Source organism: Natronoglycomyces albus (assembly GCF_016925535.1).
Taxonomy (GTDB): domain Bacteria; phylum Actinomycetota; class Actinomycetes; order Mycobacteriales; family Micromonosporaceae; genus Natronoglycomyces; species Natronoglycomyces albus.
Map to the genome: position 1 here is coordinate 3098824 of NZ_CP070496.1, position 21548 is coordinate 3120371.

Annotated in this window: 17 protein-coding genes and 2 tRNA genes; 4 read left to right on the forward strand and 15 right to left on the reverse strand. The window is 61.2% G+C overall.

Features of this window, described 5'->3' with window-relative positions; all coding sequences use genetic code 11:
• Nucleotides 1-177: 177 nt before the first annotated feature.
• The 10 genes from JQS30_RS13325 to JQS30_RS17580 form a co-directional block, all read right to left on the reverse strand.
• A complete protein-coding gene (locus tag JQS30_RS13325; protein ID WP_246497923.1) occupies nucleotides 178-876 on the reverse strand; it encodes a TrmH family RNA methyltransferase in 699 nt (232 codons plus the stop codon).
• 468 nt (nucleotides 877-1344) lie between these two features.
• Nucleotides 1345-3642 carry a heavy metal translocating P-type ATPase gene (locus tag JQS30_RS13330; protein ID WP_213170735.1) on the reverse strand — a complete coding sequence of 766 codons (2298 nt, stop codon included), beginning with the start codon at nucleotides 3640-3642 and terminating at the stop codon, nucleotides 1345-1347.
• A gap of 31 nt (nucleotides 3643-3673) precedes the next feature.
• Nucleotides 3674-4204, reverse strand: coding sequence for a DUF7144 family membrane protein (locus JQS30_RS13335; RefSeq protein ID WP_213170736.1), 531 nt, complete (start codon nucleotides 4202-4204; stop codon nucleotides 3674-3676).
• 149 nt (nucleotides 4205-4353) lie between these two features.
• Complete coding sequence (locus tag JQS30_RS13340; protein WP_213170737.1) at nucleotides 4354-4773, reverse strand: MaoC/PaaZ C-terminal domain-containing protein; 420 nt, start codon at nucleotides 4771-4773, stop codon at nucleotides 4354-4356.
• Nucleotides 4774-4776: 3 nt separating this feature from the next.
• The gene (locus JQS30_RS13345; RefSeq protein ID WP_213170738.1) at nucleotides 4777-5202 is read right to left on the reverse strand and encodes an FAS1-like dehydratase domain-containing protein; all 426 of its coding nucleotides are present in this window, start codon (nucleotides 5200-5202) and stop codon (nucleotides 4777-4779) included.
• Nucleotides 5203-5302: 100 nt separating this feature from the next.
• Nucleotides 5303-5470, reverse strand: a complete 168-nt coding sequence (rpmG, locus tag JQS30_RS13350; RefSeq protein WP_213170739.1) for a 50S ribosomal protein L33 — start codon at nucleotides 5468-5470, stop codon at nucleotides 5303-5305.
• A 198-nt stretch (nucleotides 5471-5668) separates the two neighbouring features.
• Nucleotides 5669-5740, reverse strand: a tRNA-Met gene (locus JQS30_RS13355).
• A gap of 64 nt (nucleotides 5741-5804) precedes the next feature.
• Nucleotides 5805-5877 (reverse strand) — tRNA-Thr (locus JQS30_RS13360).
• A 355-nt stretch (nucleotides 5878-6232) separates the two neighbouring features.
• Entirely contained in the window at nucleotides 6233-8761 is a 2529-nt protein-coding gene (locus JQS30_RS13365) for a putative bifunctional diguanylate cyclase/phosphodiesterase (protein ID WP_213170740.1), read from the reverse strand.
• Nucleotides 8762-8787: 26 nt separating this feature from the next.
• Nucleotides 8788-8910, reverse strand: a complete 123-nt coding sequence (locus JQS30_RS17580) for a hypothetical protein (protein ID WP_281398369.1) — start codon at nucleotides 8908-8910, stop codon at nucleotides 8788-8790.
• Nucleotides 8911-9581: 671 nt separating this feature from the next.
• On the opposite strand from JQS30_RS17580, the gene JQS30_RS13370 reads away from it, so the two are divergent.
• From JQS30_RS13370 to JQS30_RS13380, 3 genes are all read left to right on the forward strand, one after another.
• Entirely contained in the window at nucleotides 9582-10328 is a 747-nt protein-coding gene (locus JQS30_RS13370; RefSeq protein WP_213170741.1) for a biliverdin-producing heme oxygenase, read from the forward strand.
• Nucleotides 10325-10639, forward strand: a complete 315-nt coding sequence (locus JQS30_RS13375) for a DUF2470 domain-containing protein (protein ID WP_213170742.1) — start codon at nucleotides 10325-10327, stop codon at nucleotides 10637-10639. Before JQS30_RS13370 ends, JQS30_RS13375 begins: the two co-directional genes overlap by 4 nt.
• Nucleotides 10640-11236: 597 nt before the next feature.
• Entirely contained in the window at nucleotides 11237-12067 is an 831-nt protein-coding gene (locus JQS30_RS13380) for a M23 family metallopeptidase (protein WP_213170743.1), read from the forward strand.
• 91 nt (nucleotides 12068-12158) lie between these two features.
• Here JQS30_RS13380 and pcrA read toward each other — a convergent pair whose 3' ends face one another.
• The 4 genes from pcrA to JQS30_RS13400 all read right to left on the reverse strand — a co-directional run bounded on the left by pcrA (nucleotide 12159) and on the right by JQS30_RS13400 (nucleotide 18815).
• Nucleotides 12159-14555, reverse strand: coding sequence for a DNA helicase PcrA (gene pcrA / locus JQS30_RS13385; RefSeq protein WP_213170744.1), 2397 nt, complete (start codon nucleotides 14553-14555; stop codon nucleotides 12159-12161).
• 186 nt (nucleotides 14556-14741) lie between these two features.
• Nucleotides 14742-15047, reverse strand: coding sequence for a chorismate mutase (locus JQS30_RS13390; protein WP_246497924.1), 306 nt, complete (start codon nucleotides 15045-15047; stop codon nucleotides 14742-14744).
• 444 nt (nucleotides 15048-15491) lie between these two features.
• Nucleotides 15492-16613 (reverse strand): thioester domain-containing protein, encoded by a 1122-nt coding sequence (locus tag JQS30_RS13395; protein ID WP_213170746.1) that lies wholly within the window; start codon nucleotides 16611-16613, stop codon nucleotides 15492-15494.
• 1023 nt (nucleotides 16614-17636) lie between these two features.
• Nucleotides 17637-18815 (reverse strand): Cys-Gln thioester bond-forming surface protein, encoded by a 1179-nt coding sequence (locus JQS30_RS13400; RefSeq protein WP_213170747.1) that lies wholly within the window; start codon nucleotides 18813-18815, stop codon nucleotides 17637-17639.
• Nucleotides 18816-19179: 364 nt separating this feature from the next.
• Between JQS30_RS13400 and JQS30_RS13405 the strand changes: the two genes are divergently transcribed.
• Nucleotides 19180-20451 carry a phosphatidylserine decarboxylase gene (locus JQS30_RS13405; protein ID WP_213170748.1) on the forward strand — a complete coding sequence of 424 codons (1272 nt, stop codon included), beginning with the start codon at nucleotides 19180-19182 and terminating at the stop codon, nucleotides 20449-20451.
• A 67-nt stretch (nucleotides 20452-20518) separates the two neighbouring features.
• Here JQS30_RS13405 and JQS30_RS13410 read toward each other — a convergent pair whose 3' ends face one another.
• Nucleotides 20519-21499: a CDP-alcohol phosphatidyltransferase family protein gene (locus tag JQS30_RS13410; RefSeq protein WP_246497925.1), complete on the reverse strand. Its 981-nt coding sequence runs from the start codon at nucleotides 21497-21499 to the stop codon at nucleotides 20519-20521.
• Nucleotides 21500-21548: the final 49 nt, after the last annotated feature.

Here is a 21548-nt window from a genome sequence, read left to right on the forward strand (position 1 = left end):
TACCGCACGCTATGACGCTATGACCTCAGCTAAAGAGAACTTGCCACCCAAACTAGGCGTATCGTCGCCTATCCGACAGGACGGTTGAGCTGTCAAACTTCACAGGCAATCTGTCGAGTAACCACGAAAAAGCGACAGGGCGCGAGAACAAGGGCACAGAAAGCCCTTCCCGACAACTCACAGGGCCCCATCGGCCCCATCGGCCCCACAGGCCCGCTCCGTTTCAAACACATGCTGGCGCACCCACGTATGCATGGCGATCCCCGACGCCACCCCGGCGTTAATCGAGCGAGTCGAACCAAATTGCGAGATTGAGCACACTTGCGAACACACCTCGCGAACGGCCTCAGAAAGGCCTGGCCCCTCCTGGCCAAAAACCAGCACACTTCGACGCGGCAAAGACGCCGTCTCCAACGCCACCGACCCCGGCAAATTGTCGATACCCACCACCGACAACCCCTCCGAAGCCGCAAAATCGACGAAATCCTCCACCGTCGGATGGTGATGGACATGCTGATAACGATCAGTAACCATCGCCCCGCGCCGATTCCAGCGCCGCTTGCCGACGATATGCACCGCCTGGGCGGCAAAGGCATTGGCATTGCGCACGACCGTACCGATATTGAAATCGTGCTGCCAATTCTCAATCGCCACATGAAACTCATGCCGTGAAGAATCCAAATCCTCCACGATCGCCTCCCGAGTCCAATACCGGTAACGATCGATGACATTGCGACGGTCACCACCGGCCAACAACTCACGATCCCAATGATCGCCATCAGGCCACGGCCCCACCCACGGCCCCACCCCGATCGACGTCTCAAACGGATCAGGGGCGGCACCAGAAGTGGATTCAGGCTGAGTTGACTCGGACACAAAACCATGAAACCCGACGCATCAGAAGAAACTAAAGGCGGGTCGCCAATACAGACGCCCGTCACACCAGCGAAAACGGTTTCGGTTGGGCCGCGGACCTTGCCACATCCGCAACCCAACCGAAACCCGCACACTGAGAATAAAAGTCTGCACCCCGATGGCACACCAACCGGGCCAAACGCGCGGCGATCACGCCACCAACGCACCCAGAACCCCTCCGCAGTCGAGGGGACGCCAAAACAAGGCGCCGCCCACACGGTGCAACCGCACCGCACAACTGCCACGGGGACCCTGTAACTTTCCCCCTCCGCAGTCGAGGGGACGCCAAAACAGGGCGCCGCCTCGACTGCTACGGGGGAAACAGCCGAGGCGACGGACTAATAGTACCTATCGCAAGTTGATCTTTGGACGGGCACCGCCCGAGATCCTTTAGGGCACAAGGGATCTCACTGGGTGATACCTTCGTTATCAGTCCTTAATGGATGCGATCGTTTTGGTGGCTTTCGGGGCCTCGGAATTCGCGTCTTCAGCCATGGGAGTGGCCTTGAAACGTTGCAGCCGAGAACTGTTAGCCACCACGGACAACGACGACAGCGCCATTGCCGCTCCCGCGATCATCGGGTTAAGCAAACCCGCGGCCGCCAAAGGCAGCGCAGAGGTGTTGTACGCGAAGGCCCACACCAGGTTTTGCTTAATGTTGCGCAAAGTACGTCGCGCCAACCGGATTGCCGTCACCGCAACTGTCAAGTCCCCTCGGACCAAGGTCATGTCGCTAGCAGCCATCGCCACATCCGTCCCCGTGCCCATGGCGATACCCAAGTCAGCCTGCGCCAAGGCCGCGGCGTCGTTGATGCCATCGCCGACCATGGCCACGACATGGCCCGCCTCCTGCAGCTCCTTGATCTTCGCCATCTTGTCTTCGGGCATAACCTCGGCAATGACCTCATCAATGCCGACCTCCCGCGCCACAATCTGGGCCACCGTCTGGTTGTCCCCAGTTAGCAGGATCGGGCGCAAACCCAGCTTCTTCAGTTCCGACACGGCCACGGCGCTGGAGGGCTTAATGGTGTCGGCCACCGCGATCAAACCCCGGACCGCCCCTTCCCAAGCCACGGCAACCACAGTGGAACGATTACGTTCGGCCTCGCGCCGAGCCGCGACTAGGTCGGCCGTCAGCTCCTCGTCGCTGAACTGGCTGACGCGGCCAACCGTGACCCGGATTCCGTCCACCACTCCGGCGACTCCGTGCCCGGCGGTGTTATGGAAATCCTCGACCTCGCCCAGCTCGCCCAGCCTCTCGCGTGTCCCATCGGCGATGGCGCGGGCGATCGGGTGTTCGGAGGCGTTTTCGACGGCCCCGGCCAGGCGGAGTACCTCCTCGGTTGCGACACCGGCTGAGGGTATGACCTCTTGCAGACTCAATTCCCCGGTGGTGACAGTGCCAGTCTTGTCCAGCACGATCGTGTCCACCCGACGGGTCGACTCCAAGACTTCAGGCCCACTGATGAGAATTCCCTGCTTAGCGCCGCGTCCGGTGCCGTTCATCAGTCCCAGCGGTGTGGCCAGCCCCAATGCGCAAGGGCAAGCGATGATGAGCACGGCAATCGCGGCGGTAACGGCGGGACCAAGACTGTCGAAGTACCACCAAGAGGCGAAAGTACCGATAGCCAAAAGAACCACTAGCGGCACAAAGACCGCCGAAATCCGGTCGGCCAGTCGCTGCACGTTCGCCTTGCCCGCTTGAGCGGCCTCGACCATGCGTGCCATCTGCGCCAGCTGCGTATCTGAGCCGATCTTTGTGGCGCGCACAACCAGACGGCCCGAAGAGTTGACCGTCGCGCCAACCACTTCATGACCTTCGGTCACCTCGACTGGGACTGATTCACCGGTGAGCATGCTTTCGTCGACCGCTGAGGCACCTGAGACGACAACTCCGTCGGTGGCGATGGCCTCGCCGGGACGCACGATGAACTCGTCCCCCACTTGCAGGTCACCAACGGGAACGCGAACCTCAACTCCGGCCTTGACGATGGCCACGTCCTTGGCGCCCAATTCCATGAGCGCGCGCAGGGCCTGGCCAGCCTTACGCTTCGAGCGGTACTCGATGTAACGCCCCAGCAGAATAAAGGCGGTGATACCCGCTGCCGCTTCGAGATAGAGGTTGGCCGAAGCCTCTCCAGCCCCAATAGTGAAGCTAAACGGGTGCGTCATGCCGGGCATTCCCGCCATGCCCCAAAACAACGCGTACACAGACCAGCCGAAGGCGGCGAGTGTCCCCATCGAGACGAGGGTGTCCATGGTGGCGGCACCATTACGCAGGTTCTTCCACGCCGCTCGGTGGAACGGGAAGCCTCCCCATACGACAATTGGGGCCGTCAAGGTCAGGGAAAGCCATTGCCAGTTGTTGAACTGCAACGGCGGAATCATGGCCATCGCGATGACAGGGGCAGCCATGATGAGAGAGATATAGGCCCGCTGGCGTAGCGAGATGAGCTGCGGATCCGCACTGTCGTCGTCCTCGGTGCTGTCGGCGGCCTCAGAGGTCGCAAGTGGGTCGGCTACGGGAGTAGCCCCATAGCCGGTCTTTTCCACAACCCCGATGACGTCCTCGACGCTCACCGGCTCGGCGGCTTCAATATAGGCGCGCTCGGTGGCGAAGTTGACCGAGGCCTCGACTCCTTCGACCCGGTTGAGTTTCTTAGTGATGCGAGCCGCGCATGCCGCACACGTCATACCCGTGATGTCAAGCTCGATAATGTTTGCCATAAACCGACCATACCCCTTGGGGGTATATGCGTCAACGCTTGGTGGAAGATGTCACCCCTCGCATCCCGCCCCCATTGGCGGGCATACGTTCCTTGGTCACCTCCGCCGACCAGGGAACTGTGAAGATTGCCCAAATGACCAGCAACGCTAGACTCAAAGACACGGCCGCCCACCAGTGGTAGACCGGCAGCAACACGAACTGGTCCACGGCCACAATGCCAGCTAGGACGACACAGATCCGTCGAGACCAATCAGTGGAGCCGAACAAGAATCCGGCCACTACCAGGACCAATGCCGCCAGCACCAGATGGAATACACCCCACCAAGCCGATTCGAAAGCAAAGATATACCCCTCGGGGGTCTGGGCGAGGCCGTCTGAAACTAGCAGCGCATAGCCGATGATCGCCTGGTAGATGCCCAACACAATCAGGAAAATCCCGGCCACCGCCAGCCGCTGCGCGCCCTGCGGCACCACGACGTGGTTAAGTACCCACCCCCGGTACCGCCGCGCGTCGAACATGGCCGTCCGAAAAGCACTCCGCAAAGCTCGATATACCCGCATATCTATATTGCACAGCAAAATGCCCTGCGCGGGAAGTCGAAATATAGACTCACACCGATAAATGGCACATCGGCGGCGACGTCAGTACGGTGTGGGCGCCACCAGCGCGCGGACGCAACCGCCCCGCGCGGCCGTCGCCACGGTCACTCTCAACGCAACGTGGCCCGAGCCGGAGCCAACACCTTGTCCGCTCCCGAAGTCACCACCAGATTGATCTCCAGTGCGCCGTCCTCGTGCAACTTACGTACCTTCGCGGTCACCACGATCTCGGCTCCCGTATCGGCGGGAACCACCACCGGCTTGGCGAAACGTGCGGTGAAGTCCGATAGCTGGGCGTCCAAACCCACCTGTTCGACCCATTCGGACACGGCACGGGAGGCCAGGCCCATCGTGTACATACCGTGAGCGATGACATTGGGGAGGCCAGCGGCCTTCGCCGCGGCCTCGTCCTGGTGAATCGGGTTGTGGTCACCTGAGGCTTTTGCGTACTCGACCAAGTCGGCCCGGTCAATGGGGAACGATCGCGTGAAGAGTTCGTCGCCAGCGGAAAAGTCAGTCAAGGTAGCCATGCGTCACTTGCCCTCCATCGCAGCGTCCCCAGCGACGAACAAAGTCGTCCACACCTTGGCCACCTGTGCCTCGTCACCGGACTTGCCTTCCTCGGCCACATCGGTCCGCAGGCTCAAGAGCTCGTTACCCGCCACGGTCTTGATCGATTCAACCGTCACCGTGCAGGTGAGGCTGTGGCCAATTTCAACGGGCCGGAGGTAATTGAACCGCTGCTCACGATGCAGCACACGGGTGAAGTCCAAGCCGAAATCGGGATCATCGACCAAAGAGTTGGAGGCTGGCAGGGTCAATGAAATCAAGTAGGTGGGCGGCGGGGTCGACTCATCGGCGAAACCAAGCGAACGCGCGAAGGCCGCCACGGACTGGGCCGTGATCGTCACCGGTTGCGTCGCCGGTAGAGACCGGCCGACGTAGGAGGGGTTCAACACCTTATCCACACCTCAAAACAAAAGCTGCCGCGTGAACGACAGCTTAAGGGACTTGCTTATATGTGACTCACCTGCGTGCCCAAGAATGGGCCGCTGCGTGCTAGCGGGTTTCGCGGTGCGCAGTGTGAGTGTTGCAGCGCGTACAGAACTTCTTCAGTTCCATACGGTCGGGGTTGTTGCGGCGGTTCTTCTTCGTGATGTAGTTACGGTCCTTGCACTCCACGCACGCCATGGTGATCTTCGGACGGACATCAGTAGCCTTGGCCACGGTGAGTGCTCCTCATCGACGTAGCACCGCGCAATCAAACTCTGCAAACCAGTGCCGATTAACGCGAACTTAAACGGACAAATTCAGGTACCTACTCACAAGCAACAGCCAGCTCAGCAGGATTTCGTAGTTAAGAGCTAATGTAGCACCGAGACGAGATCGTCAACTGAAGCTGGCATCGGATTGTGAGTTAACCCGTAGCGATGGCCGGGATCGAACCGGCGACACAACGATTATGAGTCGTATGCTCTACCACTGAGCTACACCGCCACATCCTGACCGCACATCCTGGAATGAGCCCCTGCGAGGGGAACTACCGGGATGAACAGCTCAGAGCCCCAAAACGGAATCGAACCGTTGACCTTCTCCTTACCATGGAGACGCTCTGCCGACTGAGCTATTGGGGCCTGCCCGATACAAGTCACCATCGGCGTATCCGCCTTTGGTCCCTCGTGGCCGGGCCTCAACAAGATTACACGACACCGACGCGACGCCAAAGTGGGGGTTGCACCATATCGAGACCTAGGACACGCCAAGCGGGTCAACAGGGAAGGCACCGGCATCGGATCTGAAACGAACGACCAGGCACATAGCTACGGGCCCAAAGTCGATAGACGTGACCGATGTTGAGGTGCCAACACCTGCGACAACTGCACCAGTGGCCAACATCACCACATAGCGGCCAGGTCCGACCGAGACCGCCGAGAAACGGCCACTGCCCCAATGCGTCCCAGGGTGGACCTCGCCCGTCGAGCACTCTTGCTACGACGTAGGGCGTCCTACCCAGCGGCTGGGACCACCTTCATGACCCGATTCCAACGTCTCGCGCCACGCGACGAATCGCTCGGCCGGGAGTGGATGAGAAAAGTAATTGCCCTGCCCAATGTCGCAGCCGATCGCTGTCAGCTCCTCGAGCGTCATGGCGCTCTCCACTCCCTCAGCCACGACGGTGAGCGAGAAGTGGCGTGCCAAGTCCAACACCGCCCGCACAATCGCCCGATCACCCTCATCGGTGGTCATGCCCTGCACGAATCGCAGGTCGATCTTGACTTCCTGCACCGGTAGACGCCGCAGATACGCCAATGACGAGTAGCCGGTACCGAAGTCGTCCACCGACAACTGCACTCCCAGCTCATGGAGCCGGTCCAAGTTCGGCAATAGCCGCGACCGGTCTGAGACCATGACGTCTTCGGTAATCTCGAACGTCAATTGAGACGGCTCGACCTCGAACTCGGCCAGATACGCCGCCACCCGATCCGGGAACGACAAGTCAGCCAGCGTCTTGGGCGAGAGGTTCACCGCCACCGACATCGGGTCATCTTCGCGAGACCAGGCCCGCGCCGCGACCAGCGCCTGCCGCAACACCAGCATCGTCAACCGGCCCAGCTGGCCGGTGTCCCCGGCAACCGGGATGAACTCAGCGGGCGAGACCGGCCCATAGTTTGGATGGTTCCAGCGCGCTAGGCACTCCACCCCCACCAGCTTGCCGGTGGACAGGTCGATCTTCGGTTGGTAATGCACCTCTAGCTCGTCGCGATCCAGCGCCCGCCGCAAATCGGCGGCCAAACCAAGGCGACGCAGGCTCTCCGACTCCAAGCTAGCCAGATACGTCTGGACACCGCCATCCAAGTTCTTCGCCACCTGAGTGGCCGTGTCAGCGCGCTGCAACAGCTCGTCGGCGCTGGAGGCAAAGTCCGGATGCGTCACGACCCCGATGGCCGCGCCGATATCGACGGTGAGGCCCTCGAAGTGGAAGGGGGCCATGATCTCCTCATGCAGACGCTGCGCCAATGCCGTCGCATCCTCTCGGCTGGGCAGGCGCGTCTGCAAAATGAACTCGTCGGAGTCGATCCGGCCAATGAAGCACCCGTCCGGGGCCAATTCTTTGAGTCGGCGGCTAAATTCCAGCAGCAGCTGGTCTCCGGCTTCGTGGCCCACCGCGTCGTTGACTTCACGCATGCCGTCGACATCGAACATCAACACGGCGACCACTTCGTCTTTGACCGTGATGTCAAGCGCCTCTTCGATGGCTTGTCGGGTGCGCCGCCGGTTTGCTAGTCCGGTCAAGGAGTCGTGGTAGGCGTCGTAGCGCAGTTGGTCGATCAACCGGGTGTTGTCCACCGCGATGCTGATGTGCGCGGCGATCGTCTCCAGCATCGCCAAGTCCGAATCCCGGAAGCGGGTCAAGTCGCCGCCAAAGCGGTTAGTGACCGCCAAACAACCGTAGATTTGGTTGCCCGATCGCAAAGGCACCATCATTGCCTCGGTAATTCCTGACCCTGCGAACAAATCTCGCCACTCGTCGGGGCGCTTGGTGGGGTATACCAGCAGGCTAGATCCAGTGTCGACAACGTGCTGAAGTGCCTCGTCGGGAACAGTGCCCAGGTCGGTGAGGCCCGTTTCGTCAACGGTCGCCGTCAAAGACACCTCGCCAAATCGACTCTCGGCCGGGACCCACACGGTTGCCGCTTCGGCCGAAAGGAGGCGACGCAGTTGCCCCAACATGGCGTCGAGGACGCGGTTGTCCTGCATCGATTCCGATACCAGGCGAGTGAAGTCGTTGAGTTCGCCCAAGAGTCGGCGCTGGCGACGCAGATCCATGAAGCTGCGATAGGTCGCGGCGGTGGCCACCACGAGGGCGGCTAGGGGGATCAGTGCCCACCAGGTCGCGCCCAGAGAAATGACGATGATGGTGGCGATGATCGCGTTGACCGTGGAGACGGCAAAGCCGATCAGGAGGCCGGGCCATCCGGTGAGCGCTTGTCGCCAGCCTTCGAGCACACACAACACGGCGGTGATGAGCATCCAGCCGACCATGGATGACACGCATGAGGCAACGATGAACGCCAGCCACGTGCGCGGGTCGTGCGCTCCCTCCAAGCCGATGAGCAAGACCACGATCACCGCGGAGCCCGTTTGCACACCAGCGGATGCGACGTTGTACACAGCCTTGATCGCGACTGTCCGTTTACGCAGGTAGCGACTCAGGTAATAGACAAAGGAGCCCAGGACTCTGGTCGCGATGACCCAAAAGGGCGGCAGAAAGAACAGCGCCAGACATAGGGAAATGTCGACGGCGTTGAAGGCAATGGTTTGGCGGCGCATGTCCGCCTGGATGTAGAGGGCGTGCGCGCCAATGGTGGCGAGCACGAAAAATGCGGCCTGCGGAAGACCCACCCCTTCCCCAGGCCGCCAAAATCCAACGAGCATCCCTGCGGCGCCCAAAGAAACCACGACCGCCATGGCCCAAGTCGTGACACGGACACGCTGGCGGCTGAAGTTCTCGGACACTACAGAATCATGACTCATTCAATGGCTTACTGCCAGTCGGCATCCTTAAAGGAGACCTGCCAGTCGGCGTCCGAAGAAGCGACCTGCCAGTCGGCGTCTTTAAGTGCGAGCTGCCACTGCGCGTCCTGCTTGGCCTGAATCGAGATCATTTTTCCTCCTAGTGGGTGCAAAGGATGAGCGGTATACCGAGGGATCGGTCGTACAATGCTTACACATCGTGGGGTGATATGGGTAGATCTGGGGTCTATATGCCGGACGCAACTGAACGCCTCACTCAATCGAGTTAGACGGTAACGAAGAAGTCACCCTGAACAATATTCAGATCTCAAGTCCCGCAAGATGATCGCTAGCACTCTAGGAGACACTATATCGGACCCTTCACCGGCGCGCTAATGACGCGCCCACAATAATGGCAACTTCCTGATCACACCGCGCTTTTTCGCATGCCTCCACTACTGCATGTCACTAAAACCACCTCTTTGCATGAGCGCGGTGGCCACAAGTCGATAAGAACTGGACCAACGGCTATCGCCAATAGCTCGTGCGGCCCAGCACGCACCGGCCGACTCTCCATCCAGGCGCACAAAGGCTTCCGGCCACCCTTCGCGGCCGCCATGACGACTGGAGCATTGAAGTCGAGCTCCACCGCCCCAGACCAGGCAACACCCACCGAACATTCGCTGCGGCAACTCGCGATTCGGCCCCAGCCGCCACCCACCCGGTGGCAGGTGAGGCGAAGTCCTCACCTGCTCTCCCTGACCTGGCCAGCCATCATAAAATAGGTTAGCCTTCCCTTAGTTAACGGCCTAAGGAGACGTGAATGACCGCGACCACCCCAGCTCACTCGCCCGCTGAGCTGCACTTTTCGCAACAACTGCGCGAAGCGACGTGGGCCATACACCAAGGACTCGACCCCACCACGACCGAACCCAAGCCCGAACAGGACCCACCCACCGAGCAGGGCAAGGGACTGTTCGACCGGCTATTCGATGGTTCCCTAAGCCAAGACGAATACGCGTTTTGGCACGCTCAGCAATACTTCATCTACCGCGAATTGGAAGCCGCCACCGAAATCTGGCGCAGCCATTCCACGGCAGGTCGTTTCGTCTTCGACGAACTAATGCGTAAAACCGAACTAGTCGCAGACCTTCAATTCCTCATCGGGAACAATTGGCGTGAATCGATCACACCTTTGCCAAGCACACAGCAATACGTGCATCGGCTCTCCGAAGCGGCCCACCAATCACCATTGGTATTCATTGCGCACCACTACACTCGCTACATGGGCGACCTATCTGGCGGCCAGGCATTCAAAAAGGCCGCCATTCGCAACTATGGCTTCGAACGGGCTGGAGTCGGCTTTTACCATTTCGATCACATCAGCTCCCCGAAACGGTTCAAAGACGAATACCGGTCGCGTCTGGACGCGGCGGGCTGGAACTCTCAGGAGCGGCAAACCATCATCGACGAGGTCATCCTCGCCTACCAGCTCAACAGCCTCCTGATCTCAGAGCTGTCCCATCGAATCGACACCGAGCCCTCACCGAAGGGAGAGCGCCAGCGATGAGTGCTTCGAACAACCCCTTTCCCCCCGACGTCATCGACGCAGTCCGCCGCCACATGAACGACGATCACGCTGCGGACACCTTGGTGATGTGCCGGGGCGTCGGCGGCCACCCAGACGCCACAGCAGCCGAAATGACCGGAATGGACGGTGAAGCTGGCATCTACCGCCTCACCCTTCCCGAAGGTGAAAAAACCATTCGTATCCCATGGGAACGTCCGTTGACACAACGAGCGGAAGTGCGCCCGGAAGTAGTCCGCATATACACCGAATCCTGCGCCATTTTGGGACTGGAGCCACCGACGTCACATTGAGCCGCTATTCAATCGGCTTATTCATCTGCCACCTCTGGGGGCACAAATAATCACGACCGGGCAGTGGTCCCTCAACGCCCCCAACGCGAACCGGGGCCACTGCCCGGGCTATCCCTACCCGAACCACCAGCGACCCAAGCGGTATCAATTGTTGGCCACCGAATTCGCCCCCAGTTACGCGAGAGGAACAGCACCCGACGCGGCTGTCCTCTAGCACTACGAAAACCCAGCCGAAGCCAACCACGCGGCTTATGCAAAAGTGCAGATTCAGGGCCGCAGGAGGCGAAGTTTACGCAGGTAAACGAGCTGACGAGAACGCTGAAAGTGCCTTTTGCATAAGCCCCCACGTGGGCCCGTACAAACCCATGACACGCCAGGAGCGGGAAATATCGCTCGACCATCCCTAGCCGCGCTACAGTCCTGAAGTTGTTTCAGAAGGACTCTTGTCGTAGCACTGCGGTTATCGCCGCTGCCAGGACAACCGCGCCGCCGCTCTCCCCCAGCGACAATCACGCTGGCCCAACCCGACAACGGCGATCCACGTCCGCCTCACATGAAGCGGCCACGCGCGGGAGTCCTCGTGTCCCGGAGGAACGGATGGATGAATTTCCCAATCTGGACGTCGCACCCCTTCGTCGCCATGCTGCTCGCCCCCATCGACTTCGAGGGCAGCATCGCGCCAGCTGGACCGACGAGCTGGCCCCACTCCTCAACAACAATCAGCGTCGTTATGCCGCGGTCGTCAGTACTGCGGTCATAGGGGCCAGCGCGGTGGTACTGGGAAGTGCCGCCGCGCTTCCGGATTCACAACCTGGCCCCACTCAAGGCGATCTAGACATCAGCTACCTGGTGAACGCAGCCGAACCGGGTGCCGACGTCGAAGGAGTGCGGTTTCCGGCCACAGCTGTCACCGGAAGCGACCACGAGCCCTCAACGAACCGCGCCGAAACCGAACAACGGCCTCAGGCCGACCAGGATGGGGCCGAGGTGGAACCGAGCGATATCTCTCCCATCGCGATACAGCCCTCCCAAGTGCAATGGACGTCCATGGTGGACGAGGTGCGCCTGACGTCGCTGTTCGGTCCCCGCTGGGGTCGTTCGCACAACGGGATCGATCTCGACGGAGTACGCGGAACTCCGATCTACGCCGTCTCTCCCGGAGTGGTCACGAAAGCCGGTTGGGCCGGAGGCTTCGGAAAATTGATTGTGATCGACCACGGTGACGGACACGAGACGTACTACGCCCACGCCTCGGCGTTGCATGTAGCGGAAGGAGACGAAGTAGAAGCTGGTCAGCACATCATGGACATGGGAAATACCGGCTACTCATTCGGAGACCACCTGCATTTCGAAATTCACATGGATGGACAGCCGGTCGACCCGCTACCACATCTGCGCCAACTCGGTTTGGACCTAGAATCCACGTGATACCGCCCAGTCAACGCAACTGCGGGAACGCATCCGCCCCGGGGCCTCCCATGTGTACGGATCGCTCAACTTCGCCCGCTCCTGGGTGACCTCAGAGTTTACTGATCGGAGCCACCCGCAAAATGATCCACTTCGGCTCGCCCCCACCAAAGTCGATGCGCGCCTGCGCTCGAGGCCCGGAACCCTTGAGTTCAACGACATGCCCCAGACCAAACTTGTCGTGCGACACCCGGTCCCCAATGTCAAGTGCCGGCACATCCGAGGGCTCCTTCATGACAATGGGTTGCCCGAAACTGGCCATGGTACGCGTCTTCACCCCCAACGCCGAGCTACCGATGCCCTTGGAAGCCGAAAGCGGGTCTGGCGAGTCCCACTCGATAAGTTCACCGGGGATTTCACGCAGGAACTGGCTAGGCGTGTAAAACTCGGGCCGCCCGAAAATCGTTCGCGTGCTCGCGCGGGTCAGATGCAGGTACTTGCGGGCACGGGTGAGCCCGACATAGGCGAGGCGACGTTCCTCCTCCAGTTCCTTCTGGTTGGCCTTACTGCGTTCATGCGGGAACATGCCTTCGTCAAGCCCGGCCAGGAACACGGCGTCGAATTCGAGCCCTTTGGCTGTGTGCAGGGTCATCAAAGTGACCACACCGCCTTCGTCCGCAGCGGTGGGCACTTGATCGGCGTCAGAAACCAACGCGACGTGTTCGAGGAAACCGGCGACGGTCGGCTCGATCTCGCTGGAGTTCGCATCCAGTGCGGCCAGTTCATCCTCGCTCAAGGAATCGCGCTCGGCCGCGCTGGCCAGTTCGGCATTGGCCAAAGTGCGTTCGGTGTATTCGTGGGCGACCGAAACCAATTCCTGTACGTTCTCGATCCGGCCTTCGTCGCGAGGGTCGCGGCTGTCGGCCAGCCCTTCGAGATAGCCGGTGTCGGCGATGATCTTCTCAAGCACTACTTCCGGTGGATGATCCGCCGCCAGAGCGGACGCCTCGGACAGCAAGGCGTTGAACTTCTGGATACTTCCCTTGGCCCGGGGGCTCACACCGATGGCCTCTTCGACGCGGCGCAGCGCGGCGGGGAAAGAGATGCTTTCCCGGTCGGCTAGGACGTCAACACACGAGACCGCCTTGTCACCGATACCGCGCTTGGGAACGTTGATAACGCGCCGGGCGGCGACGGTGTCGTCTTCGTTGACGGTCAGCTTGAGATAGGCCAGCAGGTCGCGTACTTCCTTGCGTTCGTAAAAGCGCACTCCGCCGACGACCTTGTACGGTATGCCACGGCGTACGAACACCTCCTCGAACGCGCGGGACTGGGCGTTGGTGCGGTAAAAGATCGCCATTTGCGAAAACGTCGCCTTACCGGAGTCGGTAAGGTCGTCAATCTGTTTGGCAATCCATCCGGCTTCATCGTGTTCGTTTTCGGCCGCGTAGCCGAGGATGCGGCTGCCGTCGTCCTGGGCAGTCCACAGGTTCTTTTCGCGTCCTCGGTCTCCGTTGTGCCGGATGACCTTGTTGGCGGCTTCGAGAATCGTCTGAGTCGATCGGTAGTTCTGTTCCAGCAGAATGCACTTGGCGTCCGGGAAGTCGCGTTCGAATTCCAGGATGTTGCGAATCGTCGCGCCGCGGAAGGCGTAGATGGATTGGTCGGCGTCGCCGACCACACAGAGCTCGGCCGGTTCGACTTCTCCGCCGCTGTGGCCTACTAGCTCGCGAATGAGCATGTATTGGGCGTGGTTGGTGTCCTGGTACTCGTCGACGAGGACGTGTCGGAAGCGACGCCGATAGAACTGGGCCACGGCGGGGAAGGCACGGAAAAGGTGGACGGTCTCGACAATGAGGTCATCGAAGTCGACAGCTTCGGCTTGGCGCAGCCGCTGTTGGTATTGCGAATAGATATCGGCCACGAGCGTCGCCTTGGCGCCGTCTGCTTTGGCGATTGCCTGTTCGGGGTCGATCAGCTCGTTTTTGAGGTTGGAGATCTCGGCGGCCAGCCAGCGAGGGCTGTTCTTTTTCGCGTCGAGGCCCGCGTCCTTCACGATCTGGCTGAGCAGGCGGCGCGCGTCGTCGGAGTCGTAGATGGTGAAGTTGGTCTTCCAGCCCAAGTGGGCGGCCTCCCGCCGGAGGATACGCACGCAAGCGGAGTGGAATGTGGACACCCACATGACGCGAGAGCGGGGGCCAACCAGCGTTTCCACTCGTTCGCGCATTTCGGCGGCGGCTTTATTGGTGAAGGTGATGGCGAGTATTTCGCCCGGGTGGGCGTGACGCTCGTCGAGAAGGTAGGCGATGCGGTGGGTCAGAACCCGAGTCTTGCCCGAACCGGCGCCAGCCACGATCAAAAGCGGTGAGCCCGCGTGGGTGACGGCTTGGCGTTGGGGCTCGTTTAGCCCCTCTAGCAGGGCGTGGGGCCCGCTGCCGGGTGCGCCATCGGCGAACCTTGTCCGTGCGGTGTGGTCTGGTCCAGCGTCGAATTCAAGCCCAAAAGTCATAGCCCTTCGATTATGCCCGGTGCCGGTGACCTTATTCGTTTGGCATGCCCGATGCGAGCGCGACTGTGGCCACCGGCGTTGGTGGGATGGCCGTGACTCAAGGCCGTGCCTGCGCCCAGCGTGCTGTATGGCGCAGGCTCTCAACGTCGTCGGCTGGACCTGGACTTGGCTGGCGCGGCTCCTGGTCTAGAGCGGTCCGCGCCCGGCGCGCAGCAGCAGCATGGCCACTTGGGAGCCGTCTTCGCCCAAAGCGGTGCGGAATTTCGACATGATGGCGCGTTCGCGGTCAAGCACGAGGCGGGTTCCGCCTGAGGCCATGCGGAGCTGGCCGATGCGCTTGGAAAGTTCGGCCCGCCGGTTCCACATCTCGATGAGTTGGGTGTCGAGGGTGTCGATTTCCTCGCGCAGATTGTCCAGTTCGGCGGCGGCGTCCCCCGGAGAGATTCCGGCGGGGTTGGTCGACTCAGATGCGGTGGATGTCGCGGTGCTCACGGCTGTTCTCCCAATGGTGTGGTGGTTCGTTCCCCTCTGGTCAGCCCGTGGCATAGAAAAAGCCCCAGGCTTGGCGCCCGGGGCAGTAGGTCTGGAGGCTAGCGCGACCTACGGCCCGGACGTCCGGTGCCGTAGTAAAAGTAAAATCGCGCGGTTAGCTTCACGGGGTTAAGTATGCCATAGATTCGTCTTGGCGCAAGCACCTGGTGGGCCGAGACACAACATTTTGTTAATTCAGTGGCTTCCACGCAGTGGGAGACTAGGCAATATGTCAACTCAACGAGTCCGAGAATGCAGATTGGCGAGACGAACGCGAAGCGTTTGTCTCGCCAATCTGGCGCTGCGGGCTAACCGGTGGGGTCTGAGCCCGCAGCAATCGCGATATGTTCGGCGACCGCCCACGAGGCGGAAATGCCGTGTTATGGCTGGGCGGTGCCTAATTGTTTAGGCGTCGCCCCAGCTGGCAGCGGCCTTGCGGCGGCGCAGCATCACCATGGCGATCGCACCGGCGGCGAGCAGAGCCGCACCGGAGGTGGCCGCGATGGTCAGGCTGGTACCGGTGACGGGCAGCTTGGGAGCGGGCTCCTCCGGGGTCACTTCGAGTTCGAACTTGAACTCTTCGGAAACATCCTTTTGAACCGGCTCAGCCAGGATCAGCTTTTGACTGCGGGGTTCGTCACTCATGGTGCTAAACCCGCCATTGACGTGTTCCCAGTGGGGTTCCGGGTGGAAGGCGCGACCGATGGGGGTCACGAGCTTTCCCTCACCGCTGAGCTTGACGAGCTCGACACCTTCGTCGACCTGGATGTAGAACTGGTCGCCGTTGTACAGCGTCGTGGTCTCCTCGCCCTCGGAGTTGAGGATGACGCCGCCTTCGATTTCGAAGGTGATCTCACCGGAGTTGGTGTTGAGCTGGAACGGGCCGGCAATGTCGCCGTCCAGTTCGTCAGACTCACGCAGGTCTTCGATCTCCAGGAAGAGTTCCGAAGGGGGCTCTGGGAGGTCTTCGGCGTTCTCAACCAGGTAGTTGTAGACCGCGAAGACGTAGGCGCTCTCTTCGTCACTACCGTTGACGACCGCGTCCTGGTGGAGACGGAAACCGTCGGTGAAGTGCCAGATGGCGGCCTGGGTGCCCTTGTAGGCATTAACCTGGTTTTCCCGTTCCGTCCAGTCGCCGAGCTCGACGTCAGCGGCTTCGCCTAGGGCGACAGCATCGACATTGGGGTAACCGTTGTGCAGGATCCACAGGACCTTGCCCAGTTCGTCGACCCCGACCTCTTCCCAGCTCTGCTCGTACTGCCAGTACTTGGTCTCAAGGCCGGTACCGATGTCGATGCAGTAAATGACGTGCTCGTCGTCGCTGCCTTCGAGAGTGAAGGTTAGGTAGGAGCTCCGACCGTTGTCGTTGTCATCGCCAGTGGCGCTCTTTAGATTAACGCGCTCATGGGTTTCGACACTGCCCCGAGCCTTGTCATCGTGGTCATCAGCAATCGCCACCCCGGAAGATCCGAGGGCAAGCGCGGTACCGGCAACTGCCGCTACCGCGAACTTTAGTGATTTCTTCATGGAATAAAGCCGTCCCTAAGGAGATTTAGAGGGATTGACGTGTTTGCTCTACAGGAAGACACGTTACTCAGCCGCAAATGGTTGCGGTCGAGCACTGAGTTTCCATGAGCAGTCGCCAAGCTGGGATTTCGTTGTCGCGCAGGCAAGTTGATCTCCACGCCCCAGCGCAGACCGGGGGTAACAATTTGGCCACAAAGCCAACCCGGTGGCCACACTGGTTCACAGCGGTATCGATTATCTCAAAGCTTGCGACTGTGCGACGGGTTCAACCCATTGCCACAAGCGTGCTGTGGGGCTTAGCAAGCGTGACTTGACTGCGTTTTCGCTGTTCAATTGGGCTTGGAACTGCGTGCTCTTTCTTCTCGCAGTGGCGTCATCTTAGCGCGAGGCCTGATATCGCTTCGCGGTGCACGACTGGTGTCGCATTGTTTCCGCGACCCGCCCCAGTCGCGAAAACTCCACCCAGGTGTGGAATCACTCGCATATGGACGATCACGTGGTGCGGTTCACGAGGTGGCATCACGAATATTCCCAACCCCATGCCATTGCCCCATGGCAATGACGCTCAGTGTCGACGGTGTCTCCATGGATGGGTTCCGCCTGGGCCGTGGCGACTGCGCCTCTTCAGGCACCACGTTGGGGGCTAACCGAAAGTCTCCGGTTAGCCCCCAACGCCAGTTCGTCCTCTGCGGCAGAAATCGATGAGGAGGACATTCCACATTCAGTTCTCGGTTCTGTTTCGCCAGCGGGGCGAACACAAAAAGATGTTCGGTTGACAGGTCGGTAACCGTGACCTGTCAACCGAACATTGTGGCCCCTGACCGAGACAGCACCATCTCGGCCGACCTACTGCACCTACTCTTGCATCCGGGTCACGCACACGGCCCTCGCCTCGGCGGCCAGAACTTCACCCGCGTGGATAGTCGGGTCAGCGAAGTGGCTCGGGTATCTCCTATGGGTTGGGCGACAACCGTATGCGCGGGGCCTTCACCTGAGAATCAGGCTTTGGCGGCGTGGAAGCCGTTAGGAATTTTGCTCGGTCCTCGCCTCGTCCTCGGTACGCCGACGCATGACTACCAGCGCCACAATCCCACCGAGCAGCAATAGAGTTCCGGCGGTGAACAGCCACGTCAGGCTGGTACCAGTCACCGGCAGACGCGGGGCGGGCTCCTCGTCGGGCAGTTCCAACTTGAAGGCCCACTCGGCCGGAAGCTCACCTTCGCGCGGCTGAGCGAGGATGAGTTTCTGCGAAGCATCGCGAGCGGCGCTGACCTGCGGGTGATTACTGCTGGCCGCTTCCTCCGGCGTGATCGCCATGAAGACCCGACCAATGGGCAAATCAAACGAGGCATGGCCGTGGATGACGATCTCGGTCGCACCTTCCTGGAGCGTGATGTAGAAGCGCTCGCCGTCATCGACTGTCACCGCAGAGTCGCCATTCTCGGTCTCTAGCGAACCACCATCGGCTTCCAAGGTGACCGGCCCGGCCGTGGAGTTGATCCAGTAGGGCCCGAAGCGGCCGTCCTCGTAGACGGCCTCGTCGAAGCCGTCGAGCTCAATGAAGTAGTCGGACGGGTCCGGCAGTGGAGCGGCATTGTCGAGCAGGTACTCATAGATGCCAACGATCGCTTCGGCCACGTCTTCGGCACCGTCGCGTACCGGGTCCTCGGTGTTGAGCTCGAAGTCGTCGGTCAGGTTCCACACAGCTGCTTGAGTTCCCGCGTAGGCGACCTTCACAGAGGTTTCGTTGTCCCAGTCGGTGGGGGCGTCGAAGTCGGCGTGGTCGAACAACGACTCAACGCTCGCATTGGGGTATCCGTTGAAGAGCACCCAGCGCACCAACTCGAGGTTGGGCACCTCAGACTCCTCCCAGGTGCCCTCCATGTAGTCGAGGTCTTCATTGAGGAGGGTGTGAATGTCGATGCAGTAGGTCAGGAGCATGTCATTGCCAGAGGAGCCTTCGGGGAAGAGTCCGATGATCTTGGCTTCGAGGGAGAACGGACCATCGCCGGTGTCGCCGCGCAAGGTATAGCCCGGCTTGGTTTCCACCTCACCGGTGATGGGCTCCACGTTGTTGGTGCGCACTGCGTCGTCACCGTTCTGGGCAGCGGCGTCTCCCGCTCCCATGAGCACGAGCGCTCCGGCCGCCATCGCGGCCACTGCGCCTTTGAATCCTGTGCTCGTGAACATTTGTCGTTTCATTACGTCTGCCCCCTGGCAGGAGTCGGGTCGTCGTTATCTCCTTGCATCGGGGAAAACGAGCCGCTCCTGGCCCCGGCTCGGCCATTCATCCGAACATTTTTTTGAATCAACCGAAAGTACGATGCCAAAGCACCCCAAAACCGGAAATAACTTTCATGTTTCTCAACCGTAAACGCCGGGAAGCGCGATAACCGACGTATTCCGCGCTACCGGGCGCTTTCCACTGCGTGGCATATGTTTCCGCAGGTGAAAAAGCAAGCGCTTGCGCTAGCTGAGTTCGGCTCAGGCTGGGAGGTTGGGAGATTCACAATCCTCGCCGAGCCAGGACACACGCATAGGGCGCAGAGGCCATATAGTCGGTCGTATGTCAATCTCTAACGCCGCCGTTCGCGGCATCGTCGATGAATTCAGCCGCCGCACCGGCCCCAAGACCGGCCTGGTCGTCGGGGCAAGCTGGGGACATCCCGTCTTGACTGCGGCGTTGGAAACGCTCATGGGTTCGGACCACCTCACGGTCGTTGTCAACCCCGAAGACGTCAACTCCACCAAGGAAGGCATCGCCTCAGAGTGGCCGTGGACCTCCACCGGGGAAGAGGACGGCGCTGAGGCGGGCGGAATCCTATCGGGCAACGTGGAGGTGGTCGGTTCCCTAGCCGATGCGACCGCCGCCGATTTCGTCATGTTGGCCGCTCCTGTCACCAGCGAGGCCGAGGAATTTCTCAAAGATCTGGAACTGTTGCGGGACAAGGTCGCTCCCGGCGGCATCATCACCCTCGCCGCCACCCTCACCGCACCGGCTCGCGAAGAGATAGCCGAGCTGGTTTCCGAATACGGGGTCGGCACTGACTTGGTGGTGCGTTCATGGCCACCGTTGAAGATTCACCGCTTGCGCATGGGCACGGCCAAACCCGTCACCGCCGAACAGGTGGCACCAGGCTGGCGGCCCTCCTCGGTGCCGCTGACGAGCACCATGCACATCGACTCCAACGGAGTCATCGCCGCCGGGCTATGTCTGAGCGCGGCCGCACTGGTCAAGAAGGTCCGTCCACGTTCGAAAGCTTGGATGCTTCCCGCCGCCGCCGCGCTGCCAGTCGCCGCGTTCTTCCGCGACCCGGTGCGCGACGCCGATTATTGGCCCTGTGATGACGACCCGACCGCGGTGCTCGCGGCCTCCGATGGCAAGGTTCTGGGTATCGAGCACGTCGTTGACGAACGCTTCGGTGCCGCCACGGGTGCCGCAGGTGAGGAATGGCTGCGTATCTCGGTGTTCCTATCGGTGCTCGACGTCCACGTCAACCGGTCTCCCGTCGCCGGTCAAGTCGTGGACGTCTTCCGCGAGAAGGGTGGCTACGCCCCCGCGATGAAACCAGACGCCGAACACAATGTCGCCTGCTACACAGTCCTAGAGACCGCACGGGGCCGGGTGGCTGTCGCGCAACGCACCGGATTGGTGGCACGCCGCATCGTCAACCGGACCAAGGTCGGGGCAACGCTGGCCAAAGGAGAACGCTACGGGCTGATCCGCTTTGGTTCCCGCACCGACATTTACTTGCCGACCGACGCGGCCGAAGCCCTCGTCGCCCCCGGTGAAATCGTGCGAGGTGGCGAGACAGTCCTCGCCCGCTGGAACAGTTAGAGCCCAACGTTGAGGGCCGCGTCTCCCATCTGGGAGGCGCGGCCCTCAACGTGCGCTAGGGGACAATTCAGATCGACAGTGGCGACCCTTGGTGACGGCGGTGATGCAGCCACAGCAGGGGGCCGCTGGCCAGATAGACGCAGATGATCACCGTAAACGTCAGCTCGGCGTCGAGCCAGAAACCAACGATCGGCAAGCTCCACAAATACACTGGCAGCCGTGCCAAGTGCCCGACCTTCGCGTAAGGAAAGCCCGAGACCATAAACAGCGCGAGTCCGGCAACCATCAAGAACGCGGCAGGCTGCGGATTCGGCGAGATCAAGATCGCCAACGCCAGCACCATCGCGGCCAAGGTCGTTGGCACTCCTGAGAAGTAGCGCCCGTCCTTGGGAGAGATATTGAACCTGGCCAGGCGAATGGCCGCGCAGGCGGCGAGCAACGCGCAGGCGGGGGCGGCCACCCACACTGGTGTGTCTCCGTGCAGCCACAGCAAAGCCACCACAGGGGCCGCGACACCAAAGGAACACATGTCGGCCAGTGAGTCCATTTGCGCGCCGAAAGGACTGGCGACGCCGAGACGGCGCGCCAGTGGGCCGTCGATGCCGTCCATGATGACGCATCCGAGCAAAACGGTGGCCGCCCACGTGATGTGACCTTGGGAGGCCAGCAGGATGGCACTGACTCCAAGACCGATGGAAATGACGGTGCACAGGTTGGCCAACGCGAAGTAGAGGCGGCGGCGCAATGTCTGCCGACCGGGCAGAAGTGGGATGGGGGTGGGCGGGGCTTCGTCATCGGCCAGGGCGAAGTCGATGTCGGCGGCGGCCGGTGGGGAGGGCTGGGTGGCGATGGGGGCGGGACTGATGGGGGCGGCGGTGGGCGTTGTGGCCCAAGGGGGCCCCTCGTCAGGGTCGTGTCTGCGGCGTTTGACGCGGATACGGCGGGCGAGGGCGCGCGAACGGTGGCCGCGGGCGAAGCGGCCTTGCGTGCGGGGCCGTTTGGTGGCTCGTTCGTCGGTGCGGTGACGTCGCCAAGGGGCTGGACGCACTCTTCCTCCTTCGTGATCCAGCGGGAGGGCCATACTCCCGGCGGGGAGG